This window comes from Rhodoferax sp. RT4P68 (assembly GCF_056521305.1).
This window is the reverse complement of record NZ_JBWMBB010000005.1, coordinates 26406-50827: the sequence shown is the minus strand read 5'-3', so window position 1 is coordinate 50827 and position 24422 is coordinate 26406. Positions and strand designations below refer to the sequence as shown.

Below are 24422 nucleotides of genomic sequence, written 5' to 3'. Positions count from 1 at the left end.
GTGACGGCGTTCAGCGTCTGATGGCCCGCGACGCGGTGTGGACCGCCTCGACGAGAGCGCTCACGTGCTCTGGCGGCGTGTGCTGGCTGATGCCGTGGCCCAGGTTGAAGATGTGCGTCGGGCCGTAGCCTGGCCCCTGGTGCGGCCGGCCGAAGCGTTCGACCAGACGCGTCGCCTCGGCGGCGATCTGCGCGGGCGGGGCGAACAGCACGTTCGGGTCCAGGTTGCCCTGCAGCGCCTTGGCACGCGGGTCGGGCGCGGAGCCGCTGGCGCCCCCGACGCGGGCGCGGGCCGAGGCCAGGTCCACCGTCCAGTCCAGCCCCAGCACCTCGCAATCGAGTTCGGCCATGGCGTCCAGCCACAGGCCGCCGCCCTTGGTGAAGACGAGGCGCGGGATGCGCTGGCCGTCGTGCTCGGTCTTCAGCTGGCGCAGCACCTGTTGCGTGTAGGCCAGGCTGAACTGCTGGAACGCGCCATCGGCCAGCACGCCGCCCCAGCTGTCGAACAGCATCACGGCCTGCGCGCCGGCCTCGATCTGCGCGTTCAGGTAGGCGGCCACGGCCTGCGCGTTGATCTGCAGCATGTGGTGCATCAGGTCGGGCCGGCTGTACAGCATGGTCTTGACCAGGCGGTAGTCGTCCGAGCCCTGGCCTTCCACCATGTAGCAGGCCAGCGTCCAGGGGCTGCCCGAGAAGCCGATCAGCGGCACGCGCCCGTTCAGCGCGCGGCGGATGGCGGTGACGGCGTCGAACACGTAGCGCAGCTTGTCCATGTCCGGCACGGCCAGGCGCTGCACGGCGGCCTCGTCGCGCACCGGCGTGGCAAAGCGCGGGCCCTCACCCAGTGCGAACGACAGGCCCAGGCCCATGGCGTCGGGCACGGTCAGGATGTCGCTGAACAGGATGGCGGCGTCCAGCGGATAGCGCTCCAGGGGCTGCAGCGTGACCTCGGTCGCGTAGTCCGGGTTCGTCGCCAAGCCCATGAAACTCCCGGCGCGCGCGCGCGTGGCCCGGTATTCGGGCAGATAGCGGCCGGCCTGGCGCATCAGCCACAGAGGGGTGTGGTCGGTTGCCTGACGCAGGCAGGCCTTGAGGAAGCTGTCGTTTTGGAGGGGGGCAAACATGCGCGGGATTGTCGCCCAGGCTTTCAGGTCAGCGCACCGGAAGGAATTGCAGGAACTGCCCGCCGAAGAGGCTCTGCACATAGCCGATGGCGGCGCGCCTGTACTTCTCGGTGACGACGACGGCCAGCAGATCCAGCCGGCCGATGATCTTGCCGAACTCGCGCTCAAAGCTCAGGTTGCGCGATTGCGCGTTCATCTCGTCGGCCAGCAGCAGCGGCTGGCCGGCCGGCGTGCGGCGCGTGGCCAGCAGCCAGATGGCCGCCTCGATGTTGCGAGCGGCGTTGTACAGGTGCTGCGCGTCCAGGCTGTCCAGCAAATGGAACCGCGTGCGCCCGCCGTGGGCCGTGATCAGCATGTCGGCATTGGCGTAGATGAACGCGGCCACGCGGTCGCCCTGGAACTGCGGGCCGAGCGAGAGGGCCAGCGCCGCGATGTCGCGCTGGCCCTGCAGGCTGGCCGGGGCCTGGCGCGCGCGCATGGCGAAGGCCAGTGCGTCCAGCGCCGCGTCGCGCGTGGCATGGCCGCCCTGGCGCCATTCGGCCGGGTTGCGCCGGTACAGCTTGTCGGCCAGGCGCACCAAACTGTCCAGGTTGTCGCGCATGGCCAGCGTGGCCATGCGGTTGGTGTCGGACTGGGCAATCTCGTCGGCCGCCGTGTCTTCGCCCCGCACCACACCGCGCGGCGTCGCCGTGCTGCTGCAACCGGCCAGCCAAACCAGGGCCGGCAGGGCCAGCACCAGGTGCCGACGCCTTGCGCCCGCGTGCTCAGGCGAAATGGTCGAACGAAGCGTAGCCGCCATCGCGCGCGTGCCCCTCGGCATCGACCACCCGCAGCCCGGCCTCGGCTTCGATGCGGCCGATGCGGGTGACCAGCGTTTCGGATTGGATCGAGGCGCCCTTGACGCTGCCGCGCGCCGACGGCGGCGCGGTGAACACCAGTTCGTAGTCGTCGCCCCCGGCCAGCGCGAAGTCCAGCCGCTGGGCGTCGGTCAACGTGCCGGGGGGGCAGGCCATCAGCGCCAGCGCGGCCTGCGCCTGGATGCGTGCGCCCACGCCCGAGGCGGCCAGCACATGGCTGAGGTCGCCCAGCAGGCCGTCGCTCACGTCCACAGCGGCCGTGGCCACGCCGCGCAGCGCCTGGCCCAGCGCCACGCGCGGGGTCGGTTGCTCCATGCGCGCGCGCGCCGAGGCGAACACCTCCTGCGGCACGGCCAGGTGGCCGCGAAAGACCTCCAGCGCCAGCCGGGCGTCGCCCACCGTGCCGCTGACGTAGATGTCGTCGCCGACCCGGGCGCCCGATCGCAGGAGAGCCTGGCCGCGCGGCACTTCGCCGAACACGGTGATGCAGATGTTCAACGGCCCGCGCGTGGTGTCGCCGCCCACCAGCTCGCAGCCGTGCGCATCGGCCAGTGCCAGCAGGCCCTCGGCAAACGGCGCCAACCAGGCGGCGTCGGCCGCGGGCAAAGCCAGCGCCAGCGTGAACGCCAGCGGCTTGGCGCCACAGGCGGCCAGGTCCGACAGATTCACCGCCAGCGCCTTGTGGCCCAGCATGCGCGGGTCCACCGTGGACAGGAAATGCCGGCCCTCCACCAGCATGTCGCTGGACACGGCCAGCTGCATGCCGGGCGTGGGTTGCAGCAGCGCGCAGTCGTCGCCCACGCCCAGCGCGGCGCGCTGCACGGGGCGCTTGAAGTAGCGCGCGATCAGGTCGAATTCGCCCATGTCGTGTTCCTCAGGCCGGCTGACCTCGGAAGCGCCCGGCCGCCTGGCGGATCACTTCGGCCAGCAGTTGCTCCTGCGACTGGCGCTCGCGCAGCCAGCGCGCGTCGTTGCGGTCTTGCTCGACCTCGGTGCGCAGCAGCGCCAGGCCCGCCTCGGCGCCCAGCAACGCGGCGTGCGGCGCGATCAGATCCAGCGTCTGGCGGATGTGGTCGCGCAGCGCCAGGTGCCCGCCGGTGGAAGGGTCGACATAGACCGCATCCAGCCCGAAGCGGCAGGCCTGGAAGCGGTTGTAGGTGTAGACGAGATAGTCGTCCTCGTCGGGCATGAAGGGCTCGTCACGCATGCACCAGGCCGCCAGGCACTGCACGTAGGCGGCCAGCGCCATGGCACGCTCCACGGTCAGCGGCGTGTCGAACACGCGGATCTCGATCGTGCCGTACTCCGGTTTGGGCCGGATGTCCCAGTAGAAGTCCTTCATGCTGCTGACCACGCCAGTGCGGGTCATCTTGTCGTAGTAGGCCTCGAAGGCGTCCCAGGTCAGCGCGAACGGCGCGCGGCCCGACAGCGGGAACGCGAACACCGAATTCAGCCGCGCCGAGTCGAACGCCGTGTCCTGCCCCTGCACGTAGGGCGACGAAGCCGACAACGCGATGAAGTGCGGGATGTAGCGCGACAGGCGGTGCAGCGTCAGCAGCGCGGTGTTCGCATCCGGGCAGCCCACGTGCACGTGCTGGCCGAAGATGGTGAACTGCTTGGACAGGTAGCCGTACAGCTCGGACAGCTCGCGAAAGCGCGGCTTGTCGTAGATGCGCCGCTCGTGCCATTGCTGGAACGGGTGGGTGCCGCCGCCCACGACGGCGATGTTGAGCTTGTCGGCGCAGGACACCAGCGCGTCGCGCAGCTGCGTCAGCTCGTCCAGCACCTGCGTGGTCGAGCTGCACACGCCGGTGGAGATCTCGATCATGCTGGAGGTCATCTCCGGCACCACGCTGCCGGGCAGCTGGCGGGCTGCCATCAGGCGCAGCATGTCCTGCGCATAGGGCGCCAGGTCGTAGTCGTGGGTGTTGACCAGCTGCAGTTCCAGCTCCACGCCCAGCGACAGTGCGGCCGAATGGCCGAAGGGCTCGAGTTTCATTCCAGATTTCCCCGGTTGCTGTCGCGGTCCTTGCCGGTGGCGAGCGGTTTGGAGCTTTCCCCGGCCCGGTACAGCGCCAGCGTGGCAACCACCGCGCCCAATACTTCCATCAGCAAGATGGCGGGCAGGGCGACGCCGGTGATGGTGGCACCGTGCAGTGCCGAGGTGGCGGCGAACTGCGAGGCCAGCAGCATGGCGACAGAGGACATCGGCGACATCGCGCAGCCCACCCACAGCGCCTGCGACAGTTTCAGCCCGCTGCCGAAGCTGGCCAGCACGACGCCTGTCAGCTTGGCCAGCGTGCGCATGACCAACAGGCCCAGCACCAGCAGCATGCTGGCCGCGCCCCAGGGGTTGTGCGCGGCCACGGTGGAGACCAGCACGAACATCAGCATCGTCAGCATCGAGGCGGCCGTGCCCAGCTGGCGCGGCCAGACCCAGGGCCGCGGGTTCAGGTGCTTGAGCAGCAGCCCGGCCAGCAGCGCCGCCAGTGCTGCCGAGCCGCCCACCAGCGAGGCCAGCGCCGTGCTGGCCGCAATCAGCGCCAGCAGCAGCATCGAGGTGTTCTCGCTGGTCGGGCTCATCACCCGCAGCGCCGAGCGCATGGCCAGGCCCAGCAGCGCCGCCACCACCAGCGACATGCCCAGCAGCGCGAACACCGGGTAGAGCGTGTCGGCCAGCAGGCCGCGTTCCCCATCGACCACGCCGGCCAGCGCGCTGCCCACCGTCAGCGCGTACAACGTGTTCAGCGTGGACAGCACGATGGCCCGCTCTGTCACCGGCCCAGCGGCGCGGGTGTCCATGACCACCCGCGTCAGCACCGCCGGCGCGGCCGCCACGGCCACAATGGCCAGCGGCTCGGCCGCGTCGGGGTGCACATCGAGCATGCGCAGCAACCAGTAGACGCCGCCGAAGGTCAGGATGGTCTCGGCCAGCGACTGCACCAGCACCATCGGGTTGTGCCGGAACCAGCGCAGCGAGATGCGCGCCCCGGCCTCGAACAGCACCACGGCGATGCCCAGCTCCAGCAGGAACAGCGCGTTGCCCGTCAGCGGCCAGGCCGCATCTGCAAAACCGGCAAAGCCGGCGACGGCGCCCACCACGGAATAGCCCGCCACCTTGGGCAGGCCGGTGTAGCGCTGCACCAGATAGCCGGCCGCTGCGGCAGCCGCCAATACCAAGGACCAGGCCAGCGTGGGCATGCTGGCGCTGGCGCGCGCCCCTTCGGCCCAAAAGGCCAGCAACTCCTGCATCGTGTAGGTGTCTCGCTTGTTGTCGTGTGGTCGGTCGGGGCCGGCTCGACGCGGGTCAGGCCGGCACGAAGAACTGGAACGGGTGGCGGCGCCAGCGCGCCCAGATGGCCGCGCGGATGCGGGCCCGGTCCACGCCACTGACGCTGTGCGCGCGCAGCGCCAGGCGGAATGCGCAATAGAAGCTCACGCCCAGGTTCAGCGCGCCGATCAGCGGGATGGCGGCCACGCACCACCACAGCGCCGGCATCTGCAGCACCTGCGGCCCCAGCGCTGCCGCTGCCGCGGCCAACTGGCCGGCCGACAGCGTGACGTGGCGCACGTCCAGCCCCACGCCGAAGAAATCCGCGAACGCCGGCACCAGGCCCAGCATGAAGCCCAGCGCGATGTTGGAGGCAAAGCCCGAGATGTTCTCGCGCATGAAGCTGGCCCAGCGGGCGGCGCGGGCCGGGCCCAGCGTGCGCGTGATGCGCGGGTTGTAGCGCATGGCCGAATCCAGGCGGTGCAGCACGAACCAGTTTTCGGCCCAGCCGGCGATGATGCTGGCCGCGAACAGCAGCACCCCGGTAAACGCGGCGAACAGCAGCGTGGGCCCCAGCAGCGTCAACGACTGCAGCACGTAGTGCGCGCGCTCCGTCCCCACCATCGGGTGGCCCCGCGTCAGCTGGATCAGCGCGCTCAACGCCAGCACGGTCGGCACCACCACCACCACGTTGCCCAGCACCGCCGCCACCTGCGAGCGCACCAGATGGGTGATCTCGTCGACGAACACGTCCACCGCGTTGCCGGACAGGTCCTTCAGCTTGGCGGCCATGGCCGGCGCCGTCATGGCCGGCTGCTTGGTGGCCAGCGTGCAGTGCAGCAGTTGGATCAGCAGGAAGCTGGCGGCGTAGATCACGCCGGACCAGAACCCGCTCCAGAACGCCGACAGCCCCACCGCCACGATGCCGAACTTCATCAGCACCGTGACGCCGGTCAGTGCGCCGCCGCCGGCCGCCTTGCGCAGCATCTCCAGATAGGCGCCGCGGTCACGCGTGATGTAGTGCTCGCCTGTCTCCGCGCTGCGCTCGGCCACCTTGGCAGCCAGCAGCGAGGAGTTGGCCTGCACCAGCGCGCGCACGCTCTTGCGGTCCTGCTCGTCCTGCGCCATGCGCGCGATCAGCCGCGCCGCACTGGCCAGCGGCTTGCTGCCCACCAGCAGCTCCATCAGCTCGCGCACGCGCAGCATGCGTTCGCGCAACTGGCGCAGGCGGAACACCATGCCGACGGAGATGCCGTTCTCCTCCAGGTGCGTGTAGACCGTGCCCACCGCGTGGCGGCAGGCTTCCAGCCGCTCGCGCAGCTGCAACGTGGCAGCGTCCAACGCTTCCTGCGAGGCGGTCTGCTGCTGCGCACGGCGCAAGTTGTCCACGTCGGCCGACAGCGCATGGAAGGCGCGGTTCGCGCGCGTCTGGTCACTCATGCGCAGCCGCAGCTCAGGCGAGAAGCCGGAGGCCTGGATCTGCCCGGTGCAGTAGGTGATGGCGTCGATCACGACGGACTGCCGGCGTGGCATGCGCGGGTCTTCCGGATTGGACAGCAGCGCCGCCAGGCGGGCCAGCAGAGGTTCGTCCAGCGCGGCCAGCCAGGCGCCATCGATGCGCTGCGAAAACGTCAGCGAGAACAGCTCCGAGGCGTCCACCGTTTCCGGCGTGCCGGGCAGGATCTTGCGGCGCAGCCGCTCGGCCAGCTCACTGAGGAACGCCGTACGCGGTGCAAAGCCATGGTCGCCCAGCAGCACCGAGAAATCGACCGTCAACACCAGCGTGCGCCACCAGGCGCGCAGTCGCGGCAGCAACTCGGGCCGGGCCTCGATCGCGTCCACCAGGAACTGCATGCGGCTCACCGCTGCCGGCACCGAGGCACCATTGCCGCGTACCCACTCGACCACGGAGATCAGCCACAGGTGGCGGCGCGCCAACGGGGCGCCCGGGTCCAACGCATCCAGGATGCGGTTGATGTCCTGCACAGGCGCGCCCTAGTGCAACACGCGCGCACTGCCGGCGCGGGCCTCACCGCCGCCGCCCTCGTCGGCGTCCAGGATGAAGGCGGGGATCGTCACGTCGAAGCGCTCGCCTTCTTCGGTCACGCAGAAGTAACTGCCGCGCATGGCGCCGCTGGCCGTGCGCAGCCGGCAGCCGCTGCTGTACTGGAACGACTCGCCAGGCCGCAGCAACGGCTGTTGGCCGACCACGCCCAGGCCATTGACCTCTTCCTGGTGGCCATTGCCGTCGGTGATGATCCAGTGGCGCGCGATCAGCTGCGCGGCCACCTGGCCGCTGTTGTGGATGGTCACCGTATAGGCGAAGCTGTAGACCGACTGCGTCGGGGCCGATTGCTCGGCCACGTACTGCGGGCTGACTTCCACGGTGAACTGGTACTTGGACATGGCGGAATGCTAACTGCACAGCGCGCGCAGCCGGCCGAATGCCCCGCATGCCGGCACGCCCTGCCAAAATGCCGGCCCATGAGCCGCATCCCCCTGATTTCCCCCTCCCTGTTGTCTGCCGACTTCACCCGGTTGGGTGAAGAAGTAAAAGACGTCATCGCCGCTGGCGCCGACTGGATCCACTTCGACGTGATGGACAACCACTACGTGCCCAATCTCACCTTCGGCCCCATGATCTGCAAGGCCTTGAAGCCCTTGTCGAAGAAGGCCGATGGCACGCCGGTGCCGATCGACGTGCATTTGATGGTGCAGCCGGTGGACGCACTGGCCGCCGCCTTTGCCGAGGCGGGCGCCGACCTGATCAGCTTTCACCCCGATGCGTCGGCCCACGTGCACCGCAGCGTGCAGGCCATCCGTGCTGCCGGCTGCAAGGCTGGCCTGGTGTTCAACCCGGCCACGCCGCTGGACGTGCTGGACTGGATGATCGAGGACATCGACCTGGTGCTGATCATGAGCGTGAACCCCGGCTTCGGCGGCCAGGCCTTCATCGACAGCGCGCTGCGCAAGATCGAAGACGTGCGCCGTCGCATCGACACCTGCGGCAAGGACATCCGGCTGGAGGTGGATGGCGGCATCAAGACCGACAACATCGCCCGCGTGGCGGCTGCCGGGGCCGACACCTTCGTCGCCGGCAGCGCCATCTTCGGCCAGAAGGATTACGCCGGCGTGATCGGCGCCATGCGCAAGGCACTGGCCGGCGCCTGACGGGCGGCAACGCCATGACCGCGCCCGCGCCTCTGGCCACGCCCGCCCCGTCCGCCATGACCGCTACGCACGCCACGCACGCTACGCACGCCACGCACGGCCTGACGGGCGCCGCGCTGATCGACGCGTGCGCCGACGCTTCGCTCGATCTGCTGGAGCGCAACTGCACGCCGCATGGCGTGCTGGCCGCCACCCGCACATTGGCCGCCGAGGCGCGGCGCTACACCCGCATCTTCGGGCGCGACGCCGCCATCTGCGTGATGGCCATGTGCGGCAGCGGCCGGCCGGCGTTGGAACAGGGCGCCGTCGCCAGCCTGGACGCGCTGGCCGCGCAGCAGGCGGCCAACGGCCAGATCCCCAAGTACGTGGACCCGCAGGGCCAGGATGCCGACTTCTGGTACCTGGGCTGCATCGACGCGACGCTGTGGTGGCTGATCGCCGTCGACCACGTGCGCCGCCACGGTGATGTGGACACCGCCAGGCCGCCCCAAGGTGTCCAGCACCGTAGCACGCAGCGCGCAGGCCTCGTGGCACCGACGCGCTGGGCCGACGGCGTGCAGCGCGCCATCGGCTGGCTGCTGGCGCAGGAGCACCAGCACTTTCGTCTGCTGCAGCAGAACGAGGCCAGCGACTGGGCTGACATCATGCCGCGCTCGGGCTACGTGCTCTATACGAATGCGCTGTGGTTCGAGGTCAAGCGCCGCTTCGGGCTGGACCATGCCGAGGACACACGACACCACTTCAACCACCTGTTCAACCCCTTCCAGCGCGACCTGCCGCACTACCACCGCGCCCGGCTGTTGCGCCACTATGCGCGGCGCGGCCGGCGCGATCCGGGTCTGTATCTGAGCTTCGTGAACCTGGCCGTGGTGGGTGACGAGGGCGACGTGTTCGGCAACGTGCTGGCCATCCAGTGCGGCCTGGCCGACGAGGCCATGGGCGCGCGCATCGCCGACACCATCACCGCCGCCCACGCCTCCGAACCCTACCCGGTGCGCGTGGTGCTGCACCCGCTGACGCGCCAGCACGAGCTGTGGCGCCGTTACATGGAGCGGCACCAGCAGAACCTGGTGCACCAGTACCACAACGGCGGCATCTGGCCCTTCGTCGGCGGCTTCTGGGCCATGGTGCTGGCACGGTTGGGCAGGCGCGAGCAGGCCTGGGTCGAAGTGGAACGGCTGGCGCATGTCAATGCGCTGGACGGTTGGCGATTCACCGAGTGGTTCCACGGCCGCACGCTGGCGCCCATGGGCATGGCGGGTCAGAGTTGGAATGCGGCGACGTTTTTGCTGGCGTTGCGGCAGCTGCGGGGGGAGGGCGCGGGGTGGTGAATCCTCCATCCGCGCCGCACTGTGTCAGCATCACGCCTGTGACCGACGAACTGCCCCAACCCGCCACGCCCCCCGCCGCCCAGCCGCGCAACCCCCTGCACGGCATCACGCTGGAGCGCATCCTCACCGAGCTGGTGGGCCACTACGGCTGGCCGTCGCTGGGCGAGCGCATTCCCGTGCGCTGCTTCACGCAGGACCCGAGCATCGCGTCCAGCCTCAGATTCCTGCGCAAGACGCCCTGGGCACGCGAGAAGGTCGAGGGGTTGTACCTGTTCATGCTGCGCGAGCAGCGGCGCGGGCGGGCCTGAAGCCAGGGTGACGGGCGACGGTCATCGGGCCGAGCACAAGTGGAACGCCCCCGTGGCCGGCTCCTCGCGCAAGGCGCGCGCGCCGTCGTGGGTCAGCCTACCAGATCGGTGCCTGCGTAGACCGCAGCCAGCGCCACCGGCACATCGCCCAGCCACGGCTCGGGAATGGCCTCGCCCTGCACATAGGCCAACGCCTGCCACTGGCCGTCGGCGCTGCGGGAGTGGACCTCGATGCGCTGTTCGGTCTGGCTCACGATCCAGTAGGCGCGCAGGCCGATGAGCTTCTGGTAGGCCCCGAGCTTCTCGCGCCGGTCGATGCTGGCCGTGGACTCGCTCAGCACCTCGACCACCAGCGTGGCGTCCGGGGCGACCTTTTCGTCGTTGGCGACGGCCGAGCCAACGAACACGTCAGGGTAGTAGACGCAGTCGGCTGCGGACACATGCAGCTTCATGTCGTTGATGAAGACCTGGCAGGGGGAGCCGTCGAGCAGGTTGTCCAGAATCCGGAAGACGTTGCCGGCGATCCGGTTGTGCCGCATGCTGCCGCCGGTCATCGCATGGATGCGCCCGCCGACGTACTCGTGGCGCTGCTGGCTCGCGTTGTCGCGGGCCAGGTAGTCGAACAGGTGGATCGGCTTTTCCAGCGCTTCGGCCATGGGGCGGATTCTATCGGCGGCCCCTGGTTTCGGAGCACATCGGCGTCCTCTCCACGCGCTGCATCTTGGGCTCCGTCGCCCCCATCTCGCGCGTGATGCTCGGGTAGCATGCGCCGCTTCTGCTATCCCAGCATCTGCCCCGTGACAACCTTCTCGCTCGCATCGCTTTCCCTGCAGGCCGCCATCGTCGACCTGGACGGCACCATGGTCGACACGCTGGGCGATTTCAGCGCCACGCTGGACCGCATGCTGGCCGACCTGTCGCTGCCCGCGCTGCCGCCGGGCGAGGTGGCCGACATGGTGGGCAAAGGCTCTGAGCATCTGATCCGTAGCGTGCTGGCGCGCCTGCACGCAGACCCGGCGTTGTACGACCTGGCCTGGGCTCGCTACCAGCACCACTACGCGCAGGTGAACGGCCGGCATTCGCAGGTCTACCCCGGCGTGGTCGAAGGCCTGCGCACGCTGCAAGCGCATGGCCTGCCCCTGGCCTGCCTGACCAACAAGCCGACAGCGTTCGCCCGCGCGCTGCTGCGGCACAAGGGGCTGGACGGCTACTTCTCGCAGGTGTTCGGCGGCGATGCGTTCGAGCGCAAGAAGCCCGACCCCTTGCCGTTGCTGCGCACCTGCGCCGCGCTGGGCAGCGTGCCAGCGCGCACCTTGATGCTGGGCGATTCGAGCAATGACGCGCAGGCGGCGCGCGCGGCCGGGTGCCCCGTGGTTCTGGTGACCTATGGCTACAACCACGGCCAAACCGTGCGCGAAGTGAGCGCCGAAGGTTGGATCGACTCGCTCGCGCATCTCGTCTGAAGCCACACGCGCTGGCGGCCGTAGTCGACTTCCTACTCGAACGCGCTGCGCCTTCCCACAGACACGCGCCGCCGGTGGCTACTAGCCCTGCGGCGGCCACGCTCTACGCTTGTGCGATGACGCGCAGCAAAGACCCTAGAAGTTCCAACGGCAAGCCGCGCTCGAACGCTGCGGCGTCGGCCAAGCAGCAGCAGATGCAAGCCTTCACGGCAGTGGAGGCGCCAGGGCTCACCACCAACCAGGGCCTGCAACTCTCGGACAACCACAACTCGCTGAAGGCTGGCGTGCGCGGGCCGACCCTGCTCGAAGACTTCATCCTGCGCGAGAAGATCACGCATTTCGACCACGAGCGCATTCCCGAGCGGGTCGTGAATGCGCGCGGTTCGGGTGCACATGGGTATTTCCAGGTCTACCGATCAATGGCCACCTACACCCGGGCGGCCTTTTTGCAAGACCCCGAGGTGAAGACGCCGGTGTTCGTGCGCTTCTCCAATGTGGCTGGTTCGCGCGGCTCGGCCGACACGGTGCGCGACGTGCGCGGCTTCGCCGTCAAGTTCTACACGTCGGAGGGCAACTACGACCTGGTGGGCCACAACATGCCGGTGTTCTACGTGCAGGACGCGATGAAGTTTCCCGACCTGATCCACGCGATCAAGCCGGAGCCGCAGCACGATATGCCGCAGGCTGCCAGCGCGCATGACACGTTCTGGGATTTCGCCTCGCTGATGCCCGAGACCACCCACATGCTGATGTGGGCCATGTCCGACCGCGGGCTGCCGCGCAGCCTGCGCATGATGGAGGGCTTTGGCGTGCACACCTTCCGCCTGGTGAATGCGCGCGGGGACAGTGTGTTCGTGAAGTTCCACTGGAAGCCGAAGCTTGGCGTGCATGGCCTGGCCTGGGACGAAGCGCAGAAGATCGCCGGCAAGGACCCGGACTTCCACCGCCGTGACCTGTGGGAGGCGATCGAGCGTGGCGACTTTCCGGAGTGGGAATTGGGCGTGCAGATCCTGGACGAGTCCAAGGAGCAGTCTTTGGGTTTCGACATCCTCGACCCGACCAAGCTGGTCCCCGAGGAAATGGTGCCGGTGCAGCGTATCGGCCGGCTGGTGCTGGACCGCAACCCCGACAACTTCTTCGCCGAGACCGAGCAGGTGGCCTTCCACCCCGGGCACATCGTGCCGGGCATCGATTTCAGCAACGACCCGCTGCTGCAGGGGCGGTTGTTCTCGTACACCGACACGCAGTTGTCACGCCTGGGTGGGCCGAACTTCCACGAGATCCCGATCAATCGCGGCGTGTGCCCGTTTCATAACTTCCAGCGCGACGGCCTGCACCGCCAGACAGTAAACCGAGGCCGGGCCGCCTATGAACCCAACACGCTGGGCGGGGGCGGTACGGAGTTCCGCGTCGAGGGCGACTCGCAGGGCTTTCGCGAGGTGCCTGCAACCGTGGACTCCCCCCGCATCCGGCGGCGCAGCCCTTCCTTCGATGACCACTTCTCGCAGGCCACGCTGTTCTGGCACAGCCAGAGCCACGCCGAGAAGGAGCACATCGTGACGGCGTTCCGCTTCGAGCTGTCCAAGGTGGAGTTGCCTGCGATCCGTCAGCGCATCGTGGACAACCTGGCCCATGTGGACCCGATGCTGGCGCGCAAGGTGGCCGCGCCGCTGGGCATCGACTTGCCGGACCCAAAGGCCGCTGCCGGCCGTGCGGGCTTTCGTGCGGCGCGCGGCAAGCTGCCGATCGAGGAATCGGCAGCCCTACGCATGCCGGGTGAGCCCCTGCCCGGCTCACAGCCGATCGCCACGCGCAAGGTCGCCGTGCTGGTGGCCGATGGCGTGGACGTGGCGGCCCTCAGGCCTGTCGTGCAGGCGCTGCAGGACGTGGGCGCCCAGTGTGTCGTGGTCGGGCCGCACCTGGGCGCCGTGGCCACCGAGGGCGGGCGGCAGTTTGCAGTCGACCACACGCTGGCGACCATGCCGTCGGTGATGTTCGATGCGGTGCTGGTGGCCGGTGGCACGCGGTGCGCACAGGCGCTGGCCGGCATGGGGGCGGCCGTGCATTTCGTGCTGGAGGCCTACAAGCACGGCAAGGCGATCTGCGTGCTGGGCGAGGGTGCTGTGCTGCTGCAGCTGTTGCAGCTCGAAGCTGGGGCGGACGCGGCCGCGCTGGCGCCGCATCCCGGCGTGGTGCTGGGGCTGGCGGGCGCCGACGCCGCGCCCGAGACGGCCAAGGCGTTCACCCTGGCCATCGGTCGGCACCGGCACTGGGACCGGCCGCTGGCCGATGCGGTGCCGGGCTGAGCACCACACGGCGTTCTGAGCCGCAGAAGTGCTGGCCCGCTCCCTACTCTCGGGGCAGCATGCGGCGGATGGTGTCCGCCAGTTCTTGGGCGACGAACTTGCCGACGTAGGCATCGGCGCCCACCGTCTTCACGTGCTCCTCGTTGGTCGTGCCCGACAGCGAGGAGTGGATGACCACCGGGATGGAGCGGAAGCGAGGGTCCTGCTTGATCTTGCGCGTCAGCGTGAAGCCGTCCATCTCCGGCATTTCCAGATCCGTCAGGATCAACGCGACCTTGGCCGACGTGGGTTTGCCTTCGGCCTGGGCCTCATTGGCCAGGGTTTGCAGCTTGTCCCAGGCTTCGCGGCCAGAGCGGGTCATGATGTAGGGCGCGCCCATCGCCGCCAGCCCCTGCTCGATCAGCGAGCGGGCCACCGCCGAATCATCGGCCGCCAGGATCATGCTGCCCGGCGGCAGTTTCACCTTCGGCCCGATGTTGTCGCTGGTGATCTCGGGGGCGGTCGGTGGCATCACCATGCGCAGCACCTGTTCCACGTCCAGCACCTGGGCCAGGCGCGTGTTGTGCACGTCGCCGTCCAGCCGTGCGATGCTGGTGATCATGCCGCCGGCAGCCGTGCTGCTCTCTGCGGACAGTACCTGGCTCCAGTCCAGCCGCACGATCTCGTCCACCTCCTCCACGGCGAAGGCCTGGGTGGTGCGTGCGTATTCGGTCACCAACAGGATGTTCAGCCCCGTCTTGGGTGTGCAGCCCACAGCGGCGGGCAGGTTGATGACCGGGATCACCTGGCCGCGGATGTTGGTCACACCCATCATGTGCGTGGTGGAGTTGGCCACCGACGTCACGGTGGGCATCACCATGATCTCGCGCACCTTGAACACGTTGATGCCGAACAACTCGCGCTGGTCGGATTGCGGCGTCACGCCCAGACGGAACAACAACAGCTCAAACTTGTTGCTGGCGGTCAGATTGGTCCGCTCGTCCACTTCTTTTTGCACTGTACTCATGGCGAATGTCCTTACCGACACGTTTAGACGTTGAACGAATTGTGGGAGCATAGACGACTGCGGGCCAAACGCGCAGCCCGCGGCGGCCGTTTGCTACACTCTTTGCCCATGTCTGCTCACAGCATCACGACATCAGGCGCAGGCCGGGGAGCCTGGCCCTGGCGTAAGCCAACGACAAGCCGCACCTGACAGCACGGCCGTTGCCGTGCGCTCGCGCCCCGTCGCTCGCATTTGCGGCAGGGCAGGTTGGAACGAAGGCAGCCCCGCGCTGCCGCCAGGGCAAGATATGACGCCCGGCGCCATCTTCGAAAGCACGCTGTGATCACTGAACTCGAATTCAAGAGCCTGTCCAAGGACGGCTACAACCGCATCCCCATGATCGTCGAGGCTTTCGCCGATCTGGAAACCCCGCTCTCGCTGTACCTGAAGCTCGCGCATTCCCAAGGCGGTGGCAAGCTGAGCTTTCTGCTCGAATCCGTTGTCGGCGGCGAGCGTTTCGGCCGCTATAGCTTCATCGGCCTGCCGGCGCGCACGCTGCTGCGCGCCAGCGGCTTCGGCGCCGAAGCCCGCACCGAGGTCGTGACGGACGGCCGGGTGGTGGAGACAGCCGGCGGCAATCCGCTGGATTTCGTCGAGGCCTACCAGAAGCGCTTCAAGGTCGCGCTGCGGCCCGGGCTGCCACGCTTTTGCGGCGGGCTGGCCGGTTACTTCGGCTACGACGCGGTGCGCTACATCGAGAAGAAGCTGGAGAACAGCTGCCCGCCAGACCAGCTGGGCTGCCCGGACATCCTGCTGCTGCAATGCGAAGAGCTGGCTGTCATCGACAACCTGTCGGGCAAGCTCTACCTCATCGTCTACGCCGACCCCAGCCAGGCCGAGGCCTACGGCAACGCCAAGCGCCGGCTGCGCGAGCTGAAGGACAAGCTGCGCTACTCGGTCAGCGCGCCCCAGGTCAAGCCGTCGCAGGCTCACCCGGCCGAGCGGCCCTTTGCCAAGGCGGCCTACATCGCCGCTGTGGAGAGCGCCAAGGAGATGATCGCCGCCGGTGATTTCATGCAGGTGCAGGTGGGCCAGCGCATCAGCAAGCGCTACACCGAATCACCGTTGTCGCTGTACCGCGCGCTGCGTTCGCTGAACCCATCGCCTTACATGTATTACTACGACATGGGCGACCACCACGTCGTGGGCGCTTCGCCCGAGATCCTGGTGCGCCAGGAGAACATGGGCAACGGCGAGCAGAAGATCACGATCCGCCCGCTGGCCGGCACGCGACCGCGCGGCGCGTCGGTCGAGCAGGACAAGGCGGCCGAGATCGAACTCGTCAACGACCCCAAGGAGCGCGCCGAGCACGTCATGCTGATCGACCTGGCGCGCAACGACATCGGGCGCATCGCCAAGACCGGCACCGTCAAGGTGACCGAGGCCTTCGCGGTGGAGCGCTACAGCCACGTGATGCACATCGTCAGCAATGTCGAGGGCATGCTGAAGGACGGCATGACGGCCATTGACGTGCTGAAGGCCACGTTCCCTGCCGGCACGCTGACAGGCGCGCCCAAGGTGCACGCCATGGAGCTGATCGACAAGCTGGAGCGCACCAAGCGCGGTCTGTATGGAGGCGCGTGCGGCTACATCAGCTTTGCGGGCGACATGGACGTGGCGATCGCGATCCGCACCGGCGTCATCAAGGACCAGACGCTGCACGTGCAGGCGGCTGCAGGGGTGGTCGCCGATTCCATTCCCGAGTTGGAATGGAAGGAGACGGAGGCCAAGGCGCGCGCCTTGCTGCGGGCGGCTGAACTGGTCGAAGAAGGGCTGGAGTAAGTCATGAAACTCTTGATGATCGACAACTACGACAGCTTCACCTTCAATCTGGTGCAGTACTTCGGCGAGTTGGGCGCCGAGGTCGAGGTCTTTCGCAACGACGAGATCGACATCGCGGGCGTCGCCGCGCGCCAGCCCGACCTGCTGGTGGTCTCGCCCGGCCCGTGTTCGCCGGCTGAGGCCGGCATCTCGGTCGAGGCGATCCGGCATTTCGCGGGCAAGCTGCCGATCCTCGGCGTGTGCCTGGGCCACCAGAGCATCGGCGCAGCCTTCGGCGGCAAGATCGTGCGCGCACAGCAACTCATGCACGGCAAGACCAGCGTGATCACGACCACGCGCGAAGGCGTGTTTGCCGACCTGCCGGAACAGTTCACAGTCAACCGTTACCACTCACTTGCCATCGAGCCGGGCACCTGCCCGGCGATGCTGGCCGTCACGGCGCGCACCGACGATGGCGAGATCATGGGTGTGCGACACAAGGAACTGCCGATCCAGGGTGTGCAGTTCCACCCCGAGTCAATCCTGACCGAGCACGGGCACGCCATGTTGCGCAACTTTTTGGAGCAGAAATGATGGCGGCAGGTGCACCCGTTGTGGATCTGCGCAGCGACACGGTGACGCGGCCGACCGCTGCGATGCGCGAGGCCATGTTCGCCGCCCCGCTGGGCGACGACGTGTTCGGCGACGACCCCAGCGTGCGTGCGCTGCAGGAGCGCATCGCCGCCTTGCTCGGCTTCGAGGCCGCGCTGTTCGTGCCCAGCGGCACGCAGAGCAACCTGTGCGCCATCCTCGCGCACTGCCAGCGTGGCGACGAATACATCGTGGGCCAGATGCAGCACTGCTACCGTTGGGAGGCCGGCGGCGCCGCCGTGCTGGGCAGCGTGCAGCCGCAGCCCATCGCCCACGCGGCCGACGGCACGCTACCGCTGGCGGACATCGAAGCCGCCATCAAGCCCGACGACGCGCACTTTGCGCGCACACGGCTGCTGGCGTTGGAGAACACGCTGGGCGGACAACTGCTGCCATTCGACTACGTGCAAAGCGCAACGACGTTGGCGGCCGATAAGGGGCTCGCGCGGCACCTGGACGGCGCAAGGCTGTTCAACGCCGCAACGGCCCAGGCTGCGCTGACGGGCAGCGACGCCTACGCCGAAGCCCGGCGCATCGCGCAGTGTTTTGACAGCGTATCGGTCTGCTTCAGCAAGGGTCTGGGCGCGCCGGTGGGCTCGGCCCTGTGCGGCTCGCGCGACTTCATTGCCCGCGCGCACCGCATCCGCAAGATGGCCGGCGGTGGCATGCGCCAGGCCGGCCTGTTGGCCGCCGCCGCGCACCATGCGCTGGACCACCACGTCACACGCCTGGCCGACGACCATGCGCTGGCGCGTCGGCTGGCCGAAGGGCTGGCCGGCATCGAAGGCGTGGATGTGCGCAGCCCGCACAGCAACATCGTGTTCGCCAGTCTGACGGGCGCCGCGCAGGCGCGTGGTGCGGGCCTGCTGCCCTACCTGGCCGAGCGCGGCATCCTGGCCACGGGCCTGTACCAGCTGCGCTTCGTGACGCACCTGGACGTGGACACTGCCGGCGTGGACCGCGCAGTCGCCGCGGTGCGCGCGTATTTCCAGCAGGCTTGAGGGGCCGCCATGCCGGAGTTCCATCAACTGCTGCTGTTCATCGCAGCCGGCTGGCTGCTGAACCTGACGCCGGGGCCGGACGTGCTCTACATCGTCAGCCATTCGCTGCGCAGCGGCGCGCGCGCCGGCATCGTGGCCGGGCTGGGCATCACGGCCGGCTGCTTCGTGCACATCGCCGCGGCGGCGATCGGCGTCGGCGCGCTGCTGGCGGCTTCGGCCACCGCGTTCACCGCGCTGAAGTGGCTGGGTGCGGCTTACCTGTTCTACACCGGCTTGCGGCTGCTGTTCGCGCGCGCCGCCGCCAGCCCGCTGGCCCAGGCCGCCGGGCAGGGCGCGCGGCACGAGCCAGCGGACTTGCGCCGCGTGTTCATCGGCGGTTTCTGGACCAACGTGCTGAACCCCAAAGTGGCACTGTTCTTTCTGGCCTTCGTGCCGCAGTTCATCGCGCCGGGTACGCACGACACGGCCACGGTGTTCGTGCTGCTGGGCGTGCTGTTCAACCTGAACGCCGTTCCAGTCAACGTGGGCTGGGCCCTGGCGGCATCCTGGGTGGCGCGCCGCTCGGGTAGCGTTCCGCGCAGCATGCACTGGCTGGACCGCGCCGCCGGCGTGCTGTTCATCGGATTCGGCCTGCGGCTGGCGCTGTCGGAGGGGCCGCAAGGCCCATCGGCCCGTTGATGACTTTCGATTCTCAGGAGATACCCATGATCACCCCCCAGGAAGCGCTGCAGCGCACCATCGAACACCGCGAGATCTTCCACGACGAGATGCTGCACATCGTGCGCCTGATCATGAGCGGCGACTGCTCACCCGTGATGATGGCCGCGCTGATCACCGGCTTGCGCGTGAAGAAGGAAACCATTGGCGAGATCACGGCGGCCGCGCAGGTCATGCGCGAGTTCTCCACCAAGGTGCATGTGGCCGACGCACGGCACCTGGTGGACATCGTGGGCACCGGCGGCGATGGCTCGCACACCTTCAACATCTCCACCTGCTCGATGTTCGTCGCGGCCGCAGCCGGCGCCAAGGTCAGCAAGCACGGTGGGCGCAGCGTGTCCAGCAAGTCCGGCAGTGCCGATGTGCTGGAGGCGCTGGGGGTCAACATCCAGCTGGCGCCGGAGCACATCGCCCGCTGCATCGAGCAGGTTGGCCTGGGCTTCATGTTCGCGCCCAACCACCACCCGGCCATGAAGAACGTGGCGCCCGTGCGCAAGGAGCTGGGCATCAAGACCATCTTCAACATCCTGGGGCCGCTGACCAATCCGGCGTCGGCGCCCAACATCCTGATGGGGGTGTTCCACCCCGACCTGGTCGGCATCCAGGTGCGGGCGCTGCAACGCCTGGGCGCCGAGCACGCGCTGGTGGTCTACGGCAAGGACGGCATGGATGAGGTCAGCCTGGGCGCGGCCACGCTGGTCGGCGAGCTCAAGGACGGCGAGGTGCGCGAGTACGAAGTCCATCCCGAGGACTTCGGCCTGGCCATGGTCAGCAACCGCGCCCTGCGCGTGGAGACGCCCGAGCAGTCCCGCGCCATGCTGCTGGACGTGCTGGACGACACGCCGGGTGCGGCGCGCGACATCGTGGTGCTGAACGCCGGCGCGGCGCTGTACGCGGCGAACGTGACGGCATCCATCGAGAGCGGCGTCACCGCCGCGCGCCAGGCGATTGCCACGGGTGCAGCCAAGGCGCGCCTGCAGCAGTTCGTGGACCTGACCCAATCTTTTTCCAAGTGAAAGCCGACATGTCCGAAGACATCCTGCGCAAGATCGCCGACGTCAAACACCTGGAGGTGGCCGCTTCCCTGGGCCGCAAGCCGCTGGCCGAGGTGCGCGCCGACGCCGAATCGCGTGTGCTGACACGCGACTTCATCGGCGCCATGCGCGCCAAGATCGCCGCCGGCCAGTCCGCCGTGATCGCCGAGATCAAGAAGGCCAGCCCGTCCAAGGGCGTGCTGCGTGAAGATTTCATCCCGGCCGACATCGCGCAGAGCTACGCCGAGTTCGGCGCGGCGTGCCTGTCGGTTCTGACTGACAAAGACTTCTTCCAGGGCAGCGGCGACTACCTGAAGCAGGCGCGCGCGTCGTGCCAGCTGCCGGTGCTGCGCAAGGACTTCATGGTCGATGCCTACCAGATCTACGAATCGCGCGTCATGGGTGCCGATGCGGTGCTGCTGATCGCCGCCATCCTGGACGACGGCCAGATGGCCGAGTTCGAGGCCATCGCACGCCAGCTGGACATGGCGGTGCTGGTCGAGGTGCACGACGCAGCGGAACTGGAGCGGGCGCTGAAGCTCAGGACGCCGCTGATCGGCATCAACAACCGCAACTTGCGTACGTTCGAGGTGTCGCTGCAGACCACGTTGGACCTGCGCCAGCGCGTGCCGGCCGACCGCATCCTGGTGACCGAGAGCGGCATCCTCGCGTCGGCCGACGTGCAGCGCATGCGCGATGCAGGCGTTCACGCGTTCCTGGTGGGTGAAGCCTTCATGCGCGCGCCCGAACCGGGTGAGGCGCTGGCGGAGCTGTTCGGCGCATGAAGGCATGGGGGCCGGTCGCCGACGACTGGATGCCGGTTGTCGACGGCTTTCTGGCAAGTACTGCCGGGCAGAGCTTGGACGCCTTTCTGGGCGCGCGGCGCGCGGCCGGCGCCATCATCTACCCGCCCGAGCCCCTGCGGGTTTTGCGGCTGACGCCGCTGCATGCAGTGCGCGCCGTGATCCTGGGGCAGGACCCCTACCACGGCGCGGGCCAGGCCGAGGGCCTGGCGTTTTCGGTGGCGCCGGGCGTGCGCCTGCCGCCCTCGTTGCGCAACATCTTCAAGGAGCTGCAGCGCGACCTGAGCCAGCCGATGCCTGCGAGCGGCTCGCTGCTGCGCTGGGCCGAACGGGGTGTGCTGCTGCTCAACACCAGCCTCACGGTGGAAGACGGGCTGGCCGCCAGCCACGCCAGGAAGGGCTGGGAAAGCCTCACCGACAGCCTGATCGCCCACGTGGCGGCCCACGCCTCGCCCTGCGTGTACCTGCTGTGGGGCGCCCATGCGCAGGCCAAGGCGCCGTTGATCGCCCGCACGGCCGAGATGCATGGCCGGCAGGCGCTCATTCTTCAGGCCAACCACCCATCGCCGTTGTCGGCGCTACGTCCGCCGGTGCCGTTCATCGGCTGCGGGCACTTTGGCCAGGCGCATCGCTGGCTGGCCGAGCGTGGCACCGCGCTGGATTGGGACCTGACGCCTGCTGGAGACAAGTTGCAGACCGCAGCTGCGATCTGCCACAGAGTCATGCTATAGTTCCGGGTTCGCTGGAGAGGTGGCCGAGTGGTTAATGGCAGCAGACTGTAAATCTGCCCTCTTACGAGTACGCTGGTTCGAATCCAGCCCTCTCCACCAGTGATTTGTGAGTTGGTCGATCGAGTTTTTGGCGGCGTTGAATGAACGCGTCGTCGCTTGCGGGCCCTGCCGGCAAGGCGATGCGGGAGTAGTTCAATGGTAGAACCCTAGCCTTCCAAGCTAATGACGCGGGTTCGATTCCCGTCTCCCGCTCCAAGAGCGCTGCGATCGATGAAGTTGGTAAGTGCGTGGTGCAAGACGCAGCCGGGTCGTCCGGCCGGCACCAGGTGCTGATGAGTTAGAGCGCCCTTTTGGCTCAGTGGTAGAGCACTCCCTTGGTAAGGGAGAGGTCGCGGGTCCGATTCCCGCAAAGGGCACCAAGTTTTCCGGTGGTTGGCGATGCCAACACAGGGCGCTTGGGTATTTTGGTTGGATATCTTTTTTCGGAGTCGAAAAATGGCAAAAGAGAAATTCGCACGGACCAAGCCGCACGTCAACGTCGGCACGATCGGTCACGTGGACCACGGCAAGACCACGCTGACGGCGGCGATCACCACCGTGCTGGCAGCCAAGTTCGGCGGCCAAGCCAAGGCGTACGACCAGATCGACGCGGCTCCGGAAGAAAAGGCCCGCGGCATCACGATCAACACCGCGCATGTGGAATACGAGACGGCCAACCGCCACTACGCCCACGTCGACTGCCCCGGCCACGCCGACTACGTCAAGAACATGATCACCGGTGCCGCGCAGATGGACGGCGCCATCCTGGTGTGCTCGGCCGCGGACGGCCCCATGCCCCAGACGCGCGAGCACATCCTGCTGGCCCGCCAGGTCGGCGTGCCATACATCATCGTGTTCCTGAACAAGTGCGACATGGTGGACGACGCCGAACTGCTCGAACTGGTCGAAATGGAAGTGCGCGAGCTGCTGGACAAGTACGACTTCCCCGGCGACAACACCCCCATCATCCACGGCAGCGCCAAGCTGGCCATGGAAGGCGACAAGGGCGAGCTGGGCGAAGGCGCCATCCTGAAGCTGGCCGAAGCGCTGGATACCTACATCCCCCTGCCCGAGCGCGCAGTGGACGGCGCCTTCCTGATGCCCGTCGAAGACGTGTTCTCCATCTCCGGCCGCGGCACCGTCGTGACCGGTCGTGTCGAGCGCGGCATCGTCAAGGTCGGTGAAGAAATCGAAATCGTCGGCATCAAGGCCACCGCCAAGACCACCTGCACCGGCGTGGAAATGTTCCGCAAGCTGCTGGACCAAGGCCAGGCAGGCGACAACGTCGGCATCTTGCTGCGCGGCACCAAGCGCGAAGAAGTCGAGCGCGGTCAAGTGCTGTGCAAGCCCGGCTCGATCAAGCCGCACACGCACTTCACGTCCGAAATCTACGTGCTGAGCAAGGACGAAGGCGGCCGCCACACGCCCTTCTTCAACAACTACCGCCCGCAGTTCTACTTCCGCACGACGGACGTGACCGGCGCGATCGAGTTGCCTGAAGGCAAGGAAATGGTCATGCCCGGCGACAACGTCAGCATCACGGTCAAGCTGATCAACCCGATCGCCATGGAAGAAGGCCTGCGCTTCGCCATCCGCGAAGGCGGCAAGACGGTCGGCGCCGGCGTCGTGGCCAAGATCATCGCGTAAGCGGTTCTACAGGGGTATAGCTCAATTGGCAGAGCGTCGGTCTCCAAAACCGAAGGTTGTAGGTTCGATTCCTACTGCCCCTGCCACCTGATCTCAGGTTGGCAACCGAAACAAGCCCGTCATGACCTGACGGGCTTTTAGCGTCTCCGGACGTCTGTGTACCTGAAGCGAAAACAAGGCCGACATGGCGACTACGCAAGTTGAAACTGTCAGTACGGGCGCGGACAAGGCCAAGATGGCCGCGTCCATCGCCCTGGTTGTGGGCGCCGTGGCCGGCTTCTACCTGCTGAGTCAGCGCGGCCAGCTCGTGCAGTGGGCCATCCTGCTGGTGGGCTTGGTGGCTGCAGCGGCCTTGTTCCTGACGTCTGAGCCCGGTCGGCAGCTGATCGCGTTCGGGCGCGATGCCACGCGTGAAGTCAAGAAGGTGGTCTGGCCGACGCGCAAGGAGTCGATGCAGATGACGGCCTATGTGTTCGCCTTCGTGGTGGTCATGGCGCTGTTTCTGTGGCTTACCGACAAGACCTTGGAATGGGTGTTCTATGACCTCATCCTGGGCTGGAAGAAATAAATGACTGATGCTGTGGAAACGCCCTCGACGGAATCGACCCCGGCCCCGACCAATCCAGACTTTCGCTGGTACATCGTCCACGCCTACTCGGGCATGGAGAAGGCCGTGGAGCGCAACATCGTCGAGCGTATCAACCGCGCTGCCATGCAGGCCAAGTTCGGCCGCATCCTGGTGCCGACCGAGGAAGTGGTCGAGATCAAGAACGGTCAACGCAAGACGACCGAGCGTCGCCTGTTTCCAGGCTATGTATTTGTCGAGATGCAGATGGACGACGAGTCCTGGCATCTGGTCAAGCACACGAACAAGGTGACGGGTTTCGTCGGTGGCGCGAAGAATCGCCCGGCGCCGATTTCCGAGGAAGAGGTCGTCAAGATCGTCAGCCAGATGCAGGAAGGCACGGACAAGCCGCGCCACAAGGTCGAGTTCATGGTCGGCGAGTTCGTGCGCGTCAAGGATGGTCCGTTCACCGACTTCAATGGCTCGGTCGAGGAAGTCAACTACGACAAGAGCAAGGTGCGCGTCTCGGTCACGATCTTCGGCCGCGCCACCCCGGTCGAGTTGGAATTCAGCCAGATCGAAAAGACGTAAGTCATTC

Annotated in this window: 24 protein-coding genes and 4 tRNA genes; 19 read left to right on the top strand and 9 right to left on the bottom strand. The window is 67.6% G+C overall.

What is annotated here, in order from left to right; genetic code table 11:
* Window positions 1–10: 10 nt before the first annotated feature.
* From hemE to apaG, 7 genes are read right to left on the bottom strand one after another with little or no spacing between them, the layout of a single operon-like run.
* Window positions 11–1123 (bottom strand): uroporphyrinogen decarboxylase, encoded by a 1113-nt coding sequence (gene hemE, locus AC099J_RS12190; protein ID WP_479615522.1) that lies wholly within the window; start codon window positions 1121–1123, stop codon window positions 11–13.
* Between the two features lie 28 nt (window positions 1124–1151).
* Complete coding sequence (locus AC099J_RS12185) at window positions 1152–1859, bottom strand: hypothetical protein (protein WP_479615521.1); 708 nt, start codon at window positions 1857–1859, stop codon at window positions 1152–1154.
* A gap of 28 nt (window positions 1860–1887) precedes the next feature.
* Window positions 1888–2844, bottom strand: coding sequence for a thiamine-phosphate kinase (gene thiL / locus AC099J_RS12180; RefSeq protein ID WP_479615520.1), 957 nt, complete (start codon window positions 2842–2844; stop codon window positions 1888–1890).
* A 10-nt stretch (window positions 2845–2854) separates the two neighbouring features.
* Window positions 2855–3979, bottom strand: coding sequence for a YbdK family carboxylate-amine ligase (locus tag AC099J_RS12175; RefSeq protein WP_479615519.1), 1125 nt, complete (start codon window positions 3977–3979; stop codon window positions 2855–2857).
* Window positions 3976–5232 (bottom strand): cation:proton antiporter domain-containing protein, encoded by a 1257-nt coding sequence (locus AC099J_RS12170; RefSeq protein ID WP_479615518.1) that lies wholly within the window; start codon window positions 5230–5232, stop codon window positions 3976–3978. The genes AC099J_RS12175 and AC099J_RS12170 overlap by 4 nt, the downstream gene beginning before the upstream one ends.
* Window positions 5233–5287: 55 nt before the next feature.
* Window positions 5288–7237: a site-specific recombinase gene (locus AC099J_RS12165; RefSeq protein WP_479615517.1), complete on the bottom strand. Its 1950-nt coding sequence runs from the start codon at window positions 7235–7237 to the stop codon at window positions 5288–5290.
* 9 nt (window positions 7238–7246) lie between these two features.
* On the bottom strand, window positions 7247–7657 hold the full coding sequence (apaG, locus tag AC099J_RS12160) for a Co2+/Mg2+ efflux protein ApaG (protein ID WP_479615516.1): 411 nt from the start codon (window positions 7655–7657) through the stop codon (window positions 7247–7249).
* 78 nt (window positions 7658–7735) lie between these two features.
* On the opposite strand from apaG, the gene rpe reads away from it, so the two are divergent.
* From rpe to AC099J_RS12145, 3 genes are read left to right on the top strand one after another with little or no spacing between them, the layout of a single operon-like run.
* A complete protein-coding gene (gene rpe, locus AC099J_RS12155) occupies window positions 7736–8422 on the top strand; it encodes a ribulose-phosphate 3-epimerase (RefSeq protein ID WP_479615515.1) in 687 nt (228 codons plus the stop codon).
* A gap of 56 nt (window positions 8423–8478) precedes the next feature.
* On the top strand, window positions 8479–9753 hold the full coding sequence (locus tag AC099J_RS12150) for an amylo-alpha-1,6-glucosidase (RefSeq protein ID WP_479615514.1): 1275 nt from the start codon (window positions 8479–8481) through the stop codon (window positions 9751–9753).
* A 38-nt stretch (window positions 9754–9791) separates the two neighbouring features.
* Window positions 9792–10061, top strand: a complete 270-nt coding sequence (locus AC099J_RS12145; RefSeq protein WP_479615513.1) for a VF530 family protein — start codon at window positions 9792–9794, stop codon at window positions 10059–10061.
* Window positions 10062–10153: 92 nt separating this feature from the next.
* Here AC099J_RS12145 and AC099J_RS12140 read toward each other — a convergent pair whose 3' ends face one another.
* Window positions 10154–10717, bottom strand: coding sequence for a Uma2 family endonuclease (locus AC099J_RS12140; RefSeq protein WP_479615512.1), 564 nt, complete (start codon window positions 10715–10717; stop codon window positions 10154–10156).
* Window positions 10718–10858: 141 nt separating this feature from the next.
* Here AC099J_RS12140 and gph point away from each other — a divergent pair, with 141 nt between their 5' ends.
* Together gph and AC099J_RS12130 are read left to right on the top strand one after the other, a co-directional pair.
* A complete protein-coding gene (gph, locus tag AC099J_RS12135; RefSeq protein ID WP_479615511.1) occupies window positions 10859–11524 on the top strand; it encodes a phosphoglycolate phosphatase in 666 nt (221 codons plus the stop codon).
* 116 nt (window positions 11525–11640) lie between these two features.
* A complete protein-coding gene (locus AC099J_RS12130; RefSeq protein WP_479615510.1) occupies window positions 11641–13830 on the top strand; it encodes a catalase in 2190 nt (729 codons plus the stop codon).
* A 43-nt stretch (window positions 13831–13873) separates the two neighbouring features.
* Here AC099J_RS12130 and AC099J_RS12125 read toward each other — a convergent pair whose 3' ends face one another.
* Window positions 13874–14836, bottom strand: coding sequence for a chemotaxis protein (locus tag AC099J_RS12125; protein ID WP_479615509.1), 963 nt, complete (start codon window positions 14834–14836; stop codon window positions 13874–13876).
* 318 nt (window positions 14837–15154) lie between these two features.
* On the opposite strand from AC099J_RS12125, the gene trpE reads away from it, so the two are divergent.
* The 14 genes from trpE to nusG all read left to right on the top strand — a co-directional run bounded on the left by trpE (window position 15155) and on the right by nusG (window position 24415).
* On the top strand, window positions 15155–16657 hold the full coding sequence (gene trpE, locus AC099J_RS12120) for an anthranilate synthase component I (RefSeq protein ID WP_479615508.1): 1503 nt from the start codon (window positions 15155–15157) through the stop codon (window positions 16655–16657).
* 3 nt (window positions 16658–16660) lie between these two features.
* Window positions 16661–17230 carry an anthranilate synthase component II gene (locus tag AC099J_RS12115; protein ID WP_479615507.1) on the top strand — a complete coding sequence of 190 codons (570 nt, stop codon included), beginning with the start codon at window positions 16661–16663 and terminating at the stop codon, window positions 17228–17230.
* Complete coding sequence (gene ltaE, locus AC099J_RS12110; RefSeq protein WP_479615911.1) at window positions 17230–18288, top strand: low-specificity L-threonine aldolase; 1059 nt, start codon at window positions 17230–17232, stop codon at window positions 18286–18288. The genes AC099J_RS12115 and ltaE overlap by 1 nt, the downstream gene beginning before the upstream one ends.
* 9 nt (window positions 18289–18297) lie before the next feature.
* The gene (locus AC099J_RS12105; protein WP_479615506.1) at window positions 18298–18966 is read left to right on the top strand and encodes a LysE family translocator; all 669 of its coding nucleotides are present in this window, start codon (window positions 18298–18300) and stop codon (window positions 18964–18966) included.
* A gap of 26 nt (window positions 18967–18992) precedes the next feature.
* The gene (gene trpD, locus AC099J_RS12100; RefSeq protein WP_479615505.1) at window positions 18993–20021 is read left to right on the top strand and encodes an anthranilate phosphoribosyltransferase; all 1029 of its coding nucleotides are present in this window, start codon (window positions 18993–18995) and stop codon (window positions 20019–20021) included.
* 8 nt (window positions 20022–20029) lie between these two features.
* Complete coding sequence (trpC, locus tag AC099J_RS12095; RefSeq protein WP_479615504.1) at window positions 20030–20824, top strand: indole-3-glycerol phosphate synthase TrpC; 795 nt, start codon at window positions 20030–20032, stop codon at window positions 20822–20824.
* Window positions 20821–21573, top strand: coding sequence for a uracil-DNA glycosylase (locus AC099J_RS12090; protein ID WP_479615503.1), 753 nt, complete (start codon window positions 20821–20823; stop codon window positions 21571–21573). The genes trpC and AC099J_RS12090 overlap by 4 nt, the downstream gene beginning before the upstream one ends.
* A 13-nt stretch (window positions 21574–21586) precedes the next feature.
* Window positions 21587–21672: transfer RNA gene (locus AC099J_RS12085), tRNA-Tyr, on the top strand.
* A gap of 82 nt (window positions 21673–21754) precedes the next feature.
* Window positions 21755–21828: transfer RNA gene (locus AC099J_RS12080), tRNA-Gly, on the top strand.
* Between the two features lie 89 nt (window positions 21829–21917).
* A tRNA-Thr gene (locus AC099J_RS12075) sits at window positions 21918–21992 on the top strand.
* A gap of 76 nt (window positions 21993–22068) precedes the next feature.
* Window positions 22069–23259, top strand: a complete 1191-nt coding sequence (gene tuf / locus AC099J_RS12070; RefSeq protein ID WP_479613607.1) for an elongation factor Tu — start codon at window positions 22069–22071, stop codon at window positions 23257–23259.
* Between the two features lie 10 nt (window positions 23260–23269).
* Window positions 23270–23345 (top strand) — tRNA-Trp (locus AC099J_RS12065).
* A 98-nt stretch (window positions 23346–23443) separates the two neighbouring features.
* The gene (gene secE / locus AC099J_RS12060; protein WP_479615502.1) at window positions 23444–23827 is read left to right on the top strand and encodes a preprotein translocase subunit SecE; all 384 of its coding nucleotides are present in this window, start codon (window positions 23444–23446) and stop codon (window positions 23825–23827) included.
* A complete protein-coding gene (gene nusG / locus AC099J_RS12055) occupies window positions 23828–24415 on the top strand; it encodes a transcription termination/antitermination protein NusG (protein ID WP_479615501.1) in 588 nt (195 codons plus the stop codon).
* Window positions 24416–24422: the final 7 nt, after the last annotated feature.

Coding starts and splice junctions, on each gene's coding strand:
- tuf (WP_479613607.1), top strand. CDS start 22,069: ATGGCAAAAGAGAAATTCGCACGGACCAAGCCGCACGTCAACGTCGGC.
- AC099J_RS12140 (WP_479615512.1), bottom strand. CDS start 10,717: ATGGCCGAAGCGCTGGAAAAGCCGATCCACCTGTTCGACTACCTGGCC.
- apaG (WP_479615516.1), bottom strand. CDS start 7,657: ATGTCCAAGTACCAGTTCACCGTGGAAGTCAGCCCGCAGTACGTGGCC.
- AC099J_RS12150 (WP_479615514.1), top strand. CDS start 8,479: ATGACCGCTACGCACGCCACGCACGCTACGCACGCCACGCACGGCCTG.
- hemE (WP_479615522.1), bottom strand. CDS start 1,123: ATGTTTGCCCCCCTCCAAAACGACAGCTTCCTCAAGGCCTGCCTGCGT.
- thiL (WP_479615520.1), bottom strand. CDS start 2,844: ATGGGCGAATTCGACCTGATCGCGCGCTACTTCAAGCGCCCCGTGCAG.
- AC099J_RS12125 (WP_479615509.1), bottom strand. CDS start 14,836: ATGAGTACAGTGCAAAAAGAAGTGGACGAGCGGACCAATCTGACCGCC.
- trpD (WP_479615505.1), top strand. CDS start 18,993: ATGATCACCCCCCAGGAAGCGCTGCAGCGCACCATCGAACACCGCGAG.
- secE (WP_479615502.1), top strand. CDS start 23,444: ATGGCGACTACGCAAGTTGAAACTGTCAGTACGGGCGCGGACAAGGCC.
- AC099J_RS12175 (WP_479615519.1), bottom strand. CDS start 3,979: ATGAAACTCGAGCCCTTCGGCCATTCGGCCGCACTGTCGCTGGGCGTG.
- AC099J_RS12130 (WP_479615510.1), top strand. CDS start 11,641: ATGACGCGCAGCAAAGACCCTAGAAGTTCCAACGGCAAGCCGCGCTCG.
- AC099J_RS12170 (WP_479615518.1), bottom strand. CDS start 5,232: ATGCAGGAGTTGCTGGCCTTTTGGGCCGAAGGGGCGCGCGCCAGCGCC.
- rpe (WP_479615515.1), top strand. CDS start 7,736: ATGAGCCGCATCCCCCTGATTTCCCCCTCCCTGTTGTCTGCCGACTTC.
- ltaE (WP_479615911.1), top strand. CDS start 17,230: ATGGCGGCAGGTGCACCCGTTGTGGATCTGCGCAGCGACACGGTGACG.
- trpC (WP_479615504.1), top strand. CDS start 20,030: ATGTCCGAAGACATCCTGCGCAAGATCGCCGACGTCAAACACCTGGAG.
- AC099J_RS12090 (WP_479615503.1), top strand. CDS start 20,821: ATGAAGGCATGGGGGCCGGTCGCCGACGACTGGATGCCGGTTGTCGAC.
- AC099J_RS12105 (WP_479615506.1), top strand. CDS start 18,298: ATGCCGGAGTTCCATCAACTGCTGCTGTTCATCGCAGCCGGCTGGCTG.
- nusG (WP_479615501.1), top strand. CDS start 23,828: ATGACTGATGCTGTGGAAACGCCCTCGACGGAATCGACCCCGGCCCCG.
- AC099J_RS12115 (WP_479615507.1), top strand. CDS start 16,661: ATGAAACTCTTGATGATCGACAACTACGACAGCTTCACCTTCAATCTG.